Annotated in this window: 12 protein-coding genes; 7 read left to right on the plus strand and 5 right to left on the minus strand. The window is 39.6% G+C overall.

Annotation, left to right across the window (positions count from 1 at the left end):
- The first annotated feature begins 10 nt into the window (after positions 1-10).
- The 3 genes from BCU84_RS14935 (at position 11) to BCU84_RS14945 (ending at position 2,940) form a co-directional block, all read left to right on the plus strand.
- Positions 11-1,759: a bifunctional metallophosphatase/5'-nucleotidase gene (locus tag BCU84_RS14935; RefSeq protein WP_102528867.1), complete on the plus strand. Its 1,749-nt coding sequence runs from the start codon at positions 11-13 to the stop codon at positions 1,757-1,759.
- Positions 1,760-1,989: 230 nt separating this feature from the next.
- The gene (locus BCU84_RS14940) at positions 1,990-2,292 is read left to right on the plus strand and encodes an NrfJ (protein WP_102528868.1); all 303 of its coding nucleotides are present in this window, start codon (positions 1,990-1,992) and stop codon (positions 2,290-2,292) included.
- A gap of 138 nt (positions 2,293-2,430) precedes the next feature.
- A complete protein-coding gene (locus BCU84_RS14945; protein WP_102528869.1) occupies positions 2,431-2,940 on the plus strand; it encodes a GNAT family N-acetyltransferase in 510 nt (169 codons plus the stop codon).
- A gap of 32 nt (positions 2,941-2,972) precedes the next feature.
- Here BCU84_RS14945 and BCU84_RS14950 read toward each other — a convergent pair whose 3' ends face one another.
- Positions 2,973-3,185: a DUF3820 family protein gene (locus BCU84_RS14950; protein WP_055025682.1), complete on the minus strand. Its 213-nt coding sequence runs from the start codon at positions 3,183-3,185 to the stop codon at positions 2,973-2,975.
- A 716-nt stretch (positions 3,186-3,901) separates the two neighbouring features.
- On the opposite strand from BCU84_RS14950, the gene BCU84_RS14955 reads away from it, so the two are divergent.
- From BCU84_RS14955 to BCU84_RS14970, 4 genes are all read left to right on the plus strand, one after another.
- Positions 3,902-4,648 (plus strand): AAA family ATPase, encoded by a 747-nt coding sequence (locus tag BCU84_RS14955; RefSeq protein ID WP_102528870.1) that lies wholly within the window; start codon positions 3,902-3,904, stop codon positions 4,646-4,648.
- Positions 4,608-5,009 (plus strand): CopG family transcriptional regulator, encoded by a 402-nt coding sequence (locus tag BCU84_RS14960; protein ID WP_133146648.1) that lies wholly within the window; start codon positions 4,608-4,610, stop codon positions 5,007-5,009. The genes BCU84_RS14955 and BCU84_RS14960 overlap by 41 nt, the downstream gene beginning before the upstream one ends.
- A gap of 533 nt (positions 5,010-5,542) precedes the next feature.
- Positions 5,543-6,367 carry a M90 family metallopeptidase gene (locus BCU84_RS14965; protein ID WP_102528872.1) on the plus strand — a complete coding sequence of 275 codons (825 nt, stop codon included), beginning with the start codon at positions 5,543-5,545 and terminating at the stop codon, positions 6,365-6,367.
- A gap of 46 nt (positions 6,368-6,413) precedes the next feature.
- Positions 6,414-6,890, plus strand: coding sequence for a nuclear transport factor 2 family protein (locus BCU84_RS14970; protein ID WP_102528873.1), 477 nt, complete (start codon positions 6,414-6,416; stop codon positions 6,888-6,890).
- A 165-nt stretch (positions 6,891-7,055) separates the two neighbouring features.
- On the opposite strand, the gene BCU84_RS14975 is transcribed toward BCU84_RS14970, so the two are convergent.
- The 4 genes from BCU84_RS14975 to aceB form a co-directional block, all read right to left on the minus strand.
- A complete protein-coding gene (locus BCU84_RS14975; protein WP_241906448.1) occupies positions 7,056-7,964 on the minus strand; it encodes an alpha/beta hydrolase in 909 nt (302 codons plus the stop codon).
- Between the two features lie 140 nt (positions 7,965-8,104).
- Entirely contained in the window at positions 8,105-9,586 is a 1,482-nt protein-coding gene (locus tag BCU84_RS14980; protein WP_241906449.1) for an HDOD domain-containing protein, read from the minus strand.
- 271 nt (positions 9,587-9,857) lie between these two features.
- Positions 9,858-11,183: an isocitrate lyase gene (gene aceA, locus BCU84_RS14985; protein WP_102528875.1), complete on the minus strand. Its 1,326-nt coding sequence runs from the start codon at positions 11,181-11,183 to the stop codon at positions 9,858-9,860.
- Positions 11,184-11,303: 120 nt separating this feature from the next.
- Entirely contained in the window at positions 11,304-12,959 is a 1,656-nt protein-coding gene (gene aceB / locus BCU84_RS14990; RefSeq protein ID WP_102528876.1) for a malate synthase A, read from the minus strand.
- Between the last annotated feature and the right edge of the window lie 1,002 nt (positions 12,960-13,961).

Consider the following 13,961-nt stretch of genomic DNA (forward strand, 5'->3'; position numbering starts at 1 on the left):
AGAGGAAATGATGCCGAAAAATTACACGCTATCGCTCGCTCATATCAATGATACCCACTCAAATTTCGAGCCAAGCAAAATTAAATTTAATTTGTCCGTTGATGGCCAAGAGTATCAAGCTGAAACCAAAACGGGTGGTTATGCTCGCCTCTGTTACCAAATAGAAACTGCCAGAAAAAAAGCCCACGATGACCAACAAGCATTTTTATTTCTTCATGGCGGTGATAGCTTTCAGGGCACGTTATATTTTCGCGAGTTTAAAGGTGCTGCCAATGCGCACTTATTAAATATGTTAAATCCTGATGCCATGGTGTTGGGTAATCATGAAATTGATGCGGGTAACAGCCCGGTTTTAGCCTTCTTAAATCGAATTGAATTTCCACTATTAGCTGGCAATATGGATTTAAGCCAGGAAGTCACCGATAAGGAAGGTCGATTAAAAGACCATCCCATGTTGCTTGATTATGATCCGCAGTTAAAGTGCGCCAAGGTGCTGTTAAAACCTTTCTATGACAAAAAAATTGCCATTGTCGGTATCACCCTTGATCAAATGCCATTAATTGCAAGACCCGACCCCGACACTCACTTTATTAACGCTATTGATACTACAGTCAACACCGTGACTATGTTGAAACAGCAAGGTATTGACCACATTGTCATATTAAGCCACTTAGGGCTGGACCAAGACCGTGAGTTAGCCGAAAAAGTTGACGGAATCAGTGTTATTGTTGGTGGTCACTCTCACACACTGCAAGGCAATTTTAGTGACCTAGGCTTAAGCCACACAGAATACGCAGAAGTGATAAATCACACCCCTATCATTCACGCAAGTAAATATGCGGAAGTGTTGGGGCTTGCTGAAATAGAGTTTGACGTTCAAGGCAAGTGTACTGCCATTAATGGCGATAACTACTTTATGCTCGATGAGCAGGTGGATGTTTCATTAATCCCAACTGAGGCGAACGCGGCTAAGCAAATCACGTCTGAACAGATTGCCAAAGTGACCAAACAGTTACAATCCCACTCTGGTGTATTAGGCGATGAAGCTAATCAAGCAGTACACGACACTATTATGCGGGATTATCGCCCTGCGTTAAACGCCCTCGAAGAGCAAGTACTCGCCCATATTCCACGAGATTTGATCCACACTCGACTGCCCAGCAAGCACTTCCCCCATGGCAGTGAAATCGCGCCTTGGGTGTGCCGTAGTATGTATAAAGCCACTAAATTATCTGAGCCAGAATTAGACTTTGCATTACATAATGCCGGCGGCGTAAGGCAATCATTAAATAAAGGTAACTTATCCGTCGCTGATGTACTCGGGCGAATATTACCGTTTGAGCTGCCTTTAGTTAAATACCAAATCCAAGGCCAATACTTATATCAAGTGCTAGAGTCGTCGATTAATGCTGCCACTAACAATGGCGTCACTGGCACAGGTGCTGGCAGCTTTCCGTATACTTATGGGATTAGATACTTCTACGATGGGAAGTTAGAAAAAAATCAACGCATTACCCTTATCGAAGAATATCGACAAGGGCAATGGAGTGAGATAGACAAAGATAAGCTGTATATCGGCGTTTCAAGTGCATACACCGCCGCAGGAAAAGAAGGTTATGACGCATTACTCAAGGCGCACTGGCAACAAGATTTGCACACCATGACCTTGCCAGAAGCCTTTGTCGATTTTGTATCTCAACATGGCAATTTAATTGAAAACCCATTACAACCTAATGTGTATTATATTAGCCATCGATAAAATACAGCCTTAGATTGAGCCATTAAAAATTAAGCTTAACTAAAAATAGAGATGCATAAGAAAAACGATACATTAGCCAAGATTAATATTATTTATGATAATGTAGACTTCACAAATCTGCAGCTGATCACAGACCCTGTGCTAGCTTCATGATTTAATAATGTATCTTTATGTGGATTCATGACTTGAATCATTGCAAATATTAGCCTAATCAAATAGGAAACAATTTCATGAAAGCAAAATTAATCAAATTAGCAGCGGCTGCAACATTAGCATTAGGTGTTTCTTCAGCTTGGGCTGCTGGTATCATGCACCAAGGCGAAGTATTAGACACAATGAACAGCGGTGGCTACACCTACGTACAAGTTAAAGGTGAAGACAAAACTTTCTGGGCTGCTGGCCCACAAGTTGACATTACTAAAGGCGACACTGTTAGCATGAACGAGCAAATGTGGATGAATGATTTCACCAGCAGCACGCTAAACAAAACCTTTGAAGAATTATTATTTGTAGGCAAAATCGAGAAGAAATAACTCGCTTTAGTTTCAGATAAATCAATAATCGGCTAATTTATATTAGTCGATTTTTTTTGGTTAAATGTTCCAGTGGATCATTGATAATGACATTTAAACCTTGTGTTAATTTTATAAATTCAACATCCGAATCTACCTATGAGTAATCTTTTTTCTATTGTTCAGTTTAAGCCAAAGTTTGCTGAAAAAGTCAGTCAATTAGTTCACCTTAGTGTCCAGCACATTGACCATCCTCGCTATAGCCATGAGCAATTAAACGCATGGTCAACAGCCCCTCGCTCAAGAAAACACTGGCAACTGAGATTGCAGCGCAGTCAAAGCTGGGTAATGCTCAGCGATACTCAACAAAGCGAAACAGAGGATATCGTGGGGGTTATCAATGTGGAAACCGATTTTCATCATCGAGGCTATATTGATAGTGTTTATATATCGCCATTGTTACAGCGACAAGGGTTGGCAAATCGGCTTTATCAAACTCTGGAATTATGGGCCCAAGCACAAGGCTATACATCACTGAGTGTCGATGCATCTTACTTATCGAAAGGCTTTTTCCTTAAGCAAGGTTTTAAACAAATACAGCCAAGCTATCAAATCACTAAAGACCAAGTCATTAATGGCTTTTATATGACCAAAAACCTGCTGAAGTAATCTAATACTCAACTAACATAAAAACGACAAACTCACTTTTTAAGTAATGGCTGCAGCATTTCTTCTAGGCCATTCAATTTCACTTCATACATTAACGCTAACTGCTCGCCCAATTTTCCCTCAGGAAAACCTTTGCTATGAAACCAGACTAAATAAGGTTCCGGTAATTCCAATAGTTTTCTGCCAGCATACTTACCAAATGGCATTTTTTGATTAATTGCTTCTAAAAGTAGTGCTTCATTCATCTAGATTATATTCCAACATTTTTTATCACATTATACTTTGACTATATTTATTTGGCTTGATAATCGCCAATGAAATAAATTAACTCATCCTACAGCTTAGAGATTCTCGAAAATATATATGAGCTAGTATCGATTTGAGCAAGTATCGATTTAAAAAATACAGCTTTGAGTTAGCACAGCTTTGAATTAGCACAGCTTTGAACTAATACAGCTCAGGTTTACTGCAACAAACTCACTAAATTATTGCTGTTTGGTTAACGCTATACAAGCTACATGAGAAGATCCACATTGATAACTGCATTTTTATCTCCATTTTAAATATAACATTTAGAAATATAAACTAACCCTATAATACTTTTTAGCTATTAAATAAGCTTGTTCGCCTATCCATTTTTCTGTGTAACTGAATAACAAAATGACTGCGTCAATGTTTTAACGCCCTAAACCACTCAATATCAACCAATTCACCTAACCAACTTTGGCTAAAAACCAATCAGTCAAAAAGCCGCCAATAATGCTGATAAGTCAAAAAGACACCAGCGAGTCAAAACGGCCTTATCGTCAATTTACCGCCAATTGACCTGTTACAACTCACCACATAAAGTTAATAGCATAAAGGTTAAATGTTACTTAAGATTTAACCGAAAGTTTGACTAAGTATTACTGCAACGAGTGTTTATAAAGTGGTTCTCGTTGCCCCATCAGGAGATGTAAAGATGATCATATTAGTCGGTGGAGAAAAAGGCGGTAGTGGCAAAAGTTGCCTTGCACAAAATGTCGCTGTATTTCTCGCAAAAGATGCTAAAGCAAGCATTATCATGGTTGATTGTGACCCACAAAGAACCACGTCAGACTGGATCCAAGCAAGAAACAATAATCCTGAACTTCCTGCTATTAATTGCGTGCAATTATACGGAAAAATACGCAACGACTTACTTAGTCTCGAACAACATTATGATTACGTCATTGTCGATTGCGGCGGACAAGATAACTTAGCCCTTCGTGCGACACTTTCAGTGGCATCACATGCCTTAATGCCATTACGCCCTAAACGTCGTGATTTAAAGACCGTTGAACACATGGACGATATCATCGCAACTTGTAAGATGATTAACCCTAAAATGAAAGCTTCATTTGTTATCACCCAATGCCCAAGCTTACCTAATCAAGCCGGTCGAATTTTTGAAGCAAAAGAAGTGTGTAACACTTTCGATATCAACGTGCTTGAAGCAATCACATACAGCCGAAACATTTACGATGACAGTGAAGAATCTGGTTTGTCAGTCATTGAAATAGACCCTAGCGGAAAAGCAGCTAACGAAATTCGCAATATTGCCTGCGAATTGCTGGAAGTTGAGAATGCAGAACAACTTATCCAACAACGTAATGATGCAGGTAACGTTACGCAGCTGAGGGGGACTTATGGGGCTAGCAGATCTCAAGAAAAACGTTACGCCATGTAAAGCACAATTTTCGCCGCAGATGTCGGTTGATGACTTTATTGAAGCAGCAAACTTGTATGCCATGGGGAAACCACAGCGTCATACTCTTTCGAACGATGATTCTAATAAGCACGCAATGGAACAATTATTTGCGTTAACCGAAGCCAATGAACCGCTAAATGCAGATTCAAGCAAAGGGAAACCAAAGCCGTTCAGAAGAGCCACATTTACATTAAGTGAAGCAGCAATTGAGCAATTAACCGCCATGAGCTTGAGTAGCCATTCAGCTAAATCTAAATTGATCAGACAACTGATCCAGCAACACTTTTTGTTATCAGAGCAAGAACAACGAGCAATTGAAACTGACATAAACATCAAATAGTCAGCAAATTAAAGGAATCTACATTTAAAAAATAAACTGAAAATACTAGGGCCTGTTGATCTTTCAAGGTTGTTTTTACAGCGAGTTGTTGGCCATTTATACAAGGCAGAGACTTTGTGGTGTAGTTATTCTACATAAAAAGTCGATAACGCAGTAAAAATGACCAACAAACGCTGCCCAAAGGGTTCGACTAAAAGCGCTTTACTCTTTGTTGGATGCATCTTTGTCAATAAAAGGGGCTTAGATGAATAGGCATCAACTCATCCGCCTCGATTAAAACGCTTTTATTTCGAACGAAAATTAACCAGCAAAGATCAACAGGCCCTAAGCATTTACCCAATAATTAATTTGAGTAACGCACTAAAAAAATAAAAATCCCTCCCCCCTCTTTGCTGGCATCAACTTTTGTTGATTGCCAGTTTTTTTATGACTAATTTACACTAGCTTTATTAGCTATATCTAAACTTACCCTTGAAAATCATACTTAATCGCCCAATAACCTATTTAAGCTTATTACTTATTAACGAGGGCATATGTTTGCACTATTGGCTTTGATCATTGTTTCAATTATTGCCATTGGCCTTATTGTGTCCAAGCCAATGCGAACTCAGCGTCATAGAGAAAAAATAACGCTGCAACCATTTCCTAAAGCGTGGCGAAACATACTTAAGCGTCGATTCCCTTATTTCAAAGCGATGCCAACCGATCTTCAACTGCAACTTAAAAAACACATTCAAGTGTTTATTGCAGAAAAGGAATTTGTTGGCTGTGACGGCTTTGAGATTACAGATGAAGTCAAAGTCACCATTGCGGCTCAGGCATGCTTACTACTGCTGAATCGTAAAACGAACTTTTACCCAAAACTGAAACAGATTTTAGTATATCCATATGCCTTTATTGTCGAAAAAAGAGGCACTGACTTTGCTGGAGTTGAATCTAATCAACGTAATGTTTTACTCGGTGAATCATGGGGGAATGGGAAAATTATATTATCCTGGAAAAGCACTCTTGATGGTGCCGCAGATCCATTTGATGGTCAAAACGTCGTGATTCATGAATTCGCACATCAACTCGATCAAGAAAATGGCCAAGCGAACGGTGCGCCACCTTTGCGAGACATTACAGATTATTCAACCTGGTCGAAGGTGTTAGGTCAGGAGTTTGAAAACTTACAACACTGTGCAAAACAACAAGTCCCCTCATTGTTTAACTATTATGGCGCGACTAACCCTGCTGAGTTTTTTGCCGTTATTAGCGAGACCTTCTTTGAAAAACCCCATGAATTTTACCAACGACACAATTTGCTTTATAAAGAGTTAAGCCAGTTTTATCAGCTTGACCCCATCAACTGGCACTAGTGCCATACTGAGTTGATTTAGTATAAAAATACAACAAGGAATTTCCATGCAAAAAGCGCTTCTTACCTTTCTATTAACCAGCAGTTTATGGGTAATGTCATCACTTCCAGCAGAAGCCAATGACACGATTTCAGTTGAGTCGAGACAGCAAGCCAATACTTTATTAGATAAACTCCATCAAGATGCCAGTGATGCTAATTGGGATAGCTACTTTTCACTTTATGATGAGAAAGCCGTTTTTCTTGGTACCGATGCGACTGAGCGGTGGGATATGAGCCAGTTTGCAGGTTATGCAAGACCCACTGATGGATGGCACTATGAAGTTAAATCCCGCCAGTTACTACAATTTGACAATACCATCGTATTTGATGAGTTACTACATAGTGCAAGTTACGGTTTATGCCGCGGTACAGGTGCATTGCAACTCACTGAAAATGGTTGGAAAATTGTGCAATACCACTTAAGCATTGCTATCCCTAATGAAAATGCTAAAGCCGTAGCCAAGCTTATAGGGGCAGGATAATAGGAGTAGATTAATAGTTGCTGGTTAATAAGCCCAGAATACTATTTGTCATGATGGCCAATGGCATTAACCCGTTGGCCATCATTATTGGCAGTTTTGTTAATAGCCTTAGTTTACGGCTTTAATTTATAGCTTTAGTTAATAGCCTTAGTTTATAGCTTGGGCTTATTCTGCACTATAAAACTGCTTAGCAATGATACGTACTATCTCGTTTTTTAACCATTCAGGCCCATAATCATTCATATCGTTGTGTCTGGCTTTTTCAATCGTGACTACAGAAATATTTGCTGCATCTTCATCAACGCCAGGAAGCACACCTTCATCTGCAGGATAATCACTTGCTCGTATAGATAACACTTCAATATCAGGACTTCTTGGCAGAGCCACTCTGCGATGATCTAACGTAATAATACGAGCAATATATTGCACCTGTTTATTTGTGCTTTTGTTTGCCCCTGCACCATTTAGCTTTGATTTGTTGCTAACAACACCGTAATCAGCTAACCAAGCTGAAATATCGCCGCCATTAGAGTGACCCACCAGGGTGATATGATTAAAGTCATAGTTTGCATAATGATGAGCTTCAGCATGAAGCTCATCTCCGCTAAAGTACTCGTGAATGAAATCCAAAGTATTTGCGCCGCGCTGCCAATTTTCAGATCGTGTTTCCATAAATGGCTGAATACCTGATAACGAAGGATCTGACGGTAGCTCATGACGAACCGCAATAACTAGCGTGCCATGTTGCTGAAAGAAATGGCTAATGAATTGATAATCAGTATGCAACAATCCATACCCAGAACTTAGAATAACCACAGGGCATGGTTTATCTGGCGTACAAGCGAACTTAGATGCAGGATTATATAACTCAACAGGAATTAATCTATTTCGAGCAGTATCCATAATCTCAAGTGCTTGAGAAGCTTGTGGTGGATTAAGCGTTAATTCAGACGTTGAAGCTGTGAGGCGAAATGAGGTAATAAGGCTGCACAATAAGCTGCAGCACACTATAAAACGGTAAAGAGTTGAACGACTACAAAAGGAATTAAAGCCATTATTTGAAAGCATTTTCATGTTTAAAACTAACCTCGTGTGTAAAATCAAGCTCATGTTTAAGCAGTTTCACAACAGTAATCCTCTTCAAAGTAACGACCACTGTAGGTAAAATGCGTAAAACACAAACCTGTTGATATGTGAGTTTAAGTGAATATTTGTTACTTTACCGTAAGCCCAAAGCAAAGATTGGCCAATTGAGTTAAATGACAAAAGCTATCAAAATCTTGTTGAGTAAGCTGCCTTGCAGAAAATTGTTTGTCCGCATAAAACAAACCAATCGCTTTATCATTAACGACAATGGGCGCAACCATAACACCATGTTTAAACTGGCTTAAGTCAAAATCTGAACCAATAAAAGCATCCATATCAGCAGGTGCTCTTTCATCAAACTCGTGCAACCACTTCGCCTTTTTACTGTTTATGCTTTGCAAAAATGGATTACTGTCGCCTGACATTTCAATTAAAAGTTTTTGCTTGAATTTATCCGCATCATCACCAAAAGCAATCCGTGGTGATAGTTGTTTTCGATTAGGAGACAGTAACATCACTGCGCAGCGATCAACTCCTACACCGTCTAATACCCCTTCTAATGTTGTTTGCACAACTTGATTAAAATCGGCTTTGTGAATCGCAAACTCTGTCAGCTCACGTAATTTTTTCAGCTGAAGAACCAAATTAGCTTCTCTAAACTGCTGCAAAGGTTCAGGCTTATCTAATGTCGATATTATTTCTGCGGTATCTGGCAAGTGTTGAACAAGTTCAATGGCACCATAATCTTCAGCTAAACGTATCGTTGCTTCAGCACAGCGACTCAGCCGCGCTTTACATTGCTCTAAACTGATATTTTGAATTTCAGCAGCGGCAGTTAATAATTCATTTAGCTTTTCAGCATTTACATGGGGCTGATTCAAAGCATCTGTAATTTCGTTAGCTAAAAATATACTGCGAATTTCAGGCATTCTTTCATCAGGGTGTGACAAAGATGTGGTAAGCACATCCCCTAAGCCCCAAGCTCTAGCAATGCTTTGCGTTAACTGCGAGAACGAGGTACCAAGTTTTTCCCTGACGATAACTTTCTGCTGCTTGGGCGAATCACACGCTAATAAGGCTTGGTCTAAATGATCAACAAAATCACCGCCAATACTCCAAAAAGCACTTTCACCGATTCGATATAATAAAGAGGCGATAAACACCTCTTCACGCAAGGCTTCATCATAATCTTTGAGCATCACTCTCGAAATCATTGCCGATTGAAATGAGTGCGCCATCAATTTGATTAAACGCTGATAAACAGATTCGGAAAGGTTATGATTTTCTAAAAGACTCGTTAGCAGTTTGGCGGTAATGCAGATATTACGAATGGTATCAAAGCCGAGCACGACTGCTGCACGGCTAACTGTAGTTACATGGCTAGTACCTTTATTATAAATAGCACTATTGGCAACCCGTAAAATACGCGTGGTTAAGGCATTATCGTGCAAAACACTTCGACCAAGAGACGCTAATGAAGACACATCATCCTTAGCAAGTTTCTCTAAGTCTCTAATAGTGGAACATAAAGCAGGCATTTCTTGATCACTAATACGTTTAGTCCAGTAATCGACACCTTTTGTTATGGTTAGTGAGGTTTTCAAGTACATACTCATCAATTATGACAGTATTTTTACTATAACCTTTTAATAACAATAAACTCATTATTTTTTGCAAAAAAAAACGGCTCCGAAGAGCCGCAACACAAGCGAATGGTTGAAAACTTACTGGGTAGGAAGTTAAAAATCCTCGCATTAAGAACCACTGCTAGCTTTCGCTAATATTCCGAATACTGGATAAAAACCCGATGAAACCTGTAGGTGAGTAACACCGGGGTAAATCAGCTGCAAAGCAGCTAAACTGTTACAAAGTTAATAACGATTAAAACTGTTCTTCTTCAGTAGAGCCTGTTAACGCTGTCACTGATGACTTACCGCCTTGAATACAAGTAGTGACTTGGTCAAAGTAACCAGTACCCACTTCTTGCTGATGCGATACGAATGTGTAGCCTTTTTCAGCTGCTGCAAATTCAACTTCTTGTACTTTTTCAACATAGTGCTTCATACCTTCACCACGTGCATAGTCATAAGCTAAATCGAACATGTTGTACCACATGTTATGAATGCCCGCTAACGTAATGAACTGGTACTTGTAGCCCATGTTCGAAAGTTCTTGTTGGAACTTCGCAATCGTTGCATCGTCCAAGTTCTTCTTCCAGTTAAATGAAGGTGAACAGTTATAAGCGAGTAATTGGTCTGGGTACTGTGCATGAATTGCATCAGCAAATTTCTTTGCTTCTTCAAGACATGGTTTAGCAGTTTCACACCAAATCAAATCAGCATAAGGTGCGTAAGCTAGGCCGCGAGAAATAGCTTGGTCGATACCCGCATTAACACGGTAAAAGCCTTCTTCAGTTCGCTCACCAGTGACAAAGTCACGGTCATAAGCATCGCAGTCAGATGTCATTAAATCAGCTGCGTTAGCATCGGTACGTGCAATTACCAGTGTTTCAACACCGCTTACATCAGCCGCTAAACGTGCAGCAACTAACTTTTGAACCGCTTCTTGTGTAGGGACTAATACTTTACCGCCCATGTGACCACATTTTTTAACTGACGCTAACTGGTCTTCAAAGTGAACACCCGCAGCACCGGCATCGATCATTGATTTCATTAGCTCAAATGCATTCAGTACGCCACCAAAACCAGCTTCTGCATCAGCAACAATCGGTAAGAAATAATCTGTGTAATTTTCATCACCTGGATTCACTTCTTTGCCCCACTGAATTTGGTCAGCACGACGGAATGAATTATTAATACGTCCCACTACAGCAGGTACTGAGTTTGCAGGGTATAAAGACTGATCTGGGTACATAGTGCCCGCTAAGTTAGCATCAGCTGCTACCTGCCAACCTGAAAGATAAATCGCTTCAATACCCGCTTTAGCTTGTTGTACAGCTTGACCACCTGTTAATGCGCCTAAAGAGTTCACATAACCTTTCTTTGCACCGCCATTAATTAGGCTCCAAAGTTTTTCAGCACCACGCTGTGCGATGGTATTCTCAGGCACAACCGAACCACGTAACTTGACGACTTCTTCTGCAGTAAACGGACGCTTAACACCTTTCCAACGTGGGTTTTCAGCCCAATCCTTCTTAATCGCATCAATCTGTTCTTGACGAGTTAGTTGCTTATTAGTGTTAGACATAGTGTTACTCCTTCCTGTGTAATTCGTTTTGTTATGCTATTTAATGTCGGTATTCACACCCCAATGTGTCATACCATTTCTATCTATTAAGCTTGTTACAGCTTGTTGAACTCTTTAAAACTAAGCAGTTAGTAGCTCGTAACCTGGTAAAGTTAAGAAATCAACCAGCTCATCTGAAGTGGTAATTTCATCAAATAAACCCGCCGCTTGATTAAACTTACCTTGGTTAAATCTTTCGCTGCCAAGCTCTTGCTCTACTGTGCCAAGCTCTTCGCTGAGCATGCTTTTGAACAATGCTTTTGTGACTAACTTTCCATTTGATAATGATTTTTCGTGTTGAATCCATTGCCAAATAGAAGTACGTGAAATTTCTGCGGTTGCTGCATCTTCCATTAAGCCGTAAATCGGCACACAGCCATTACCTTGGATCCATGCTTCAATGTATTGCAGCGCGATTCGAATATTTAAGCGCATCCCAGCTTCTGTTCGCTCACCAGCACAAGGTGCTAGTAGCTCATCAGCTAAAATGGGTGCATCAACATCACGAGTAATATGTAATTGGTTAGTACCAGTACCGATGTAGTCGTTAAAGATGGTCATTGCAGTATCAGCAAGACCTGGATGTGCAACCCAAGTGCCATCATGACCATTGCGAGCCTCTAGCTCCTTATCGCCTTTAACCTTTTGTAAGATGATTTCATTTTCTTCAGCTGTTTTAGCCGGAATTAATGCCGCCATGCCGCCCATCGCTAATGCGCCACGTTTATGACAAGTCTTAATCAGTAAGCGTGAATAGGCACTTAAGAAAGGCGTATCCATGGTCACAGCTTGTCTATCGGGTAAAACACGATCGGCATGTTTATTAAGTGTTTTGATATAACTAAAGATGTAATCCCAACGTCCACAGTTCAAAGCCACAATATTTGAACGAAGTTCGTAGAGGATTTCGTCCATCTCGAATACCGCAGGCAATGTTTCAATCAAACAAGTACATTTGATGGTGCCAGGCTTTAAACAAAAACGTTCTTCAACAAAAGCGAATACTTTTGCCCACCAGCGAGCCTCAACATGGCTTTCAAGTTTTGGGATATAGAAATAAGGGCCACTACCTTTAGCTAATAACTGGTGGTAGTTGTGATAAAAGTACATTGCGAAATCAAATAATCCACCAGGGATAGCTTCGCCTTTAAATTCAACATGTTTCTCTTTTAAATGCAGACCACGAACGCGGCAAATTAATACAGCTGGATCTTCATCTAAGGTGTAATGCTTACCCGTGTTTTCTGCTGTAAAACTGATATCGCCTCGAACAGCATCACGTAAGTTAATTTGACCTTGAACCACCTTTTCCCAACTAGGTGCTAATGAATCTTCAAAATCTGCCATGAATACTTTCACGTTGGCGTTCAGGGCATTAATAATCATTTTACGATCTACAGGACCGGTAATTTCTACTCTACGGTCAGTGAGATCTTCTGGCATGCCACGAATGCTCCACTCACCATCACGAATAGCGCGAGTTTCTGGCAAAAAATCTGGAAGCTCACCATTATCAATGCGTTGCTGCTTTTGTTTACGCTTACTCAGCAGCTCAGGTACTTCTTCATTAAACTCTTCACACAGCGCAGCAAGTAAAGAAAGCGCGCCATCATTAAAGATTGTTTCTTGGCCAGGGACCTTTGGACCAATTAACGCAAGTTCTGCGCTTGTTGGTAATTCAGTATCAGCACTTGGCTGCGATTTAGCATATTTAGCCACTAATTGTTCTGCTGTCATATTAAGCCCCTTGAGCATAAGTCAGTTTTAAAAAGAGAGAAGCCTGCACATTAAGCATGACTTTATAGATGAAAGCGGGTTGCGCTCTATTTCTCTATCTCCAAAACAAACCTGCCAAAATTTAACCACCAAATGTTTGTTTCGTACTAAAACCTAACCAGAAACGTTTGCATTTGCAACAGCTTAAAATGACCTAAAAACAATCAAAAACATGAAGGCAAATTGGTATTACCAAGAAATAGAAAGACTCAAATATATGTTTTAAATAAACTTTTAGGCGGAACAGATTTTTAACATAATCTTAATGGTAAATTGTCTTACAACTTAACCAGACGTCACAAAAGGTAATTTAAATGGTAATAAAGAAACATAGTGTAAATTTTAATTTACTTAAATTTTATGTATTTATACCAAAGTAGAATCAAGCTTTTGTTTTGAACTAACCTAAAGGTAAAGCAACCTAACTTATTAAAAACAATGACATAGATAAAGCTCCTTCAAAAGTGGATTCAAACAAGCGTTTTAAGTTGACGTTTACGTTAACGAAATGACAATAGTAGAATAATTACTCTAGAGCTTGACCGATGTTGCCCGATCAACATCACAGAATTTCTTGGTTTCAATGAAAATAAATCGATTTTTTTTATTAAAAAGTAAAAAAACTGTCATTTTTCGATTTTTGAGCTGAAAAACCATCAAAGACACCGCAGTGACTAGAAGGATTAACTACACGCTTCAACCATATATTCCCCCTCAACTTATGACTTAGGAGAATATGAGGCTAATTCAGAGGGCGTATGATTTACTAAAGCGTTAATTGAAGCGTTAATTGAAGCGTTAGTTGAAGACTTAGTGCAGGGGGTAGCAAACATGATGGGAATAATCAGACATTAATAGCTAGCCTGCATATGGATGAGCGAACACAGCTAGCGGTTGTAACCGAGCTTTCATGATCAACAATGAGTAAATTAGTGGTCAAATAAATAGTTAAATGAATAGTTA

Origin of the sequence: Shewanella sp. 10N.286.51.B7, assembly GCF_002873615.1 — a bacterium.
In the GTDB taxonomy this organism is placed as follows: domain Bacteria; phylum Pseudomonadota; class Gammaproteobacteria; order Enterobacterales; family Shewanellaceae; genus Shewanella; species Shewanella electrodiphila.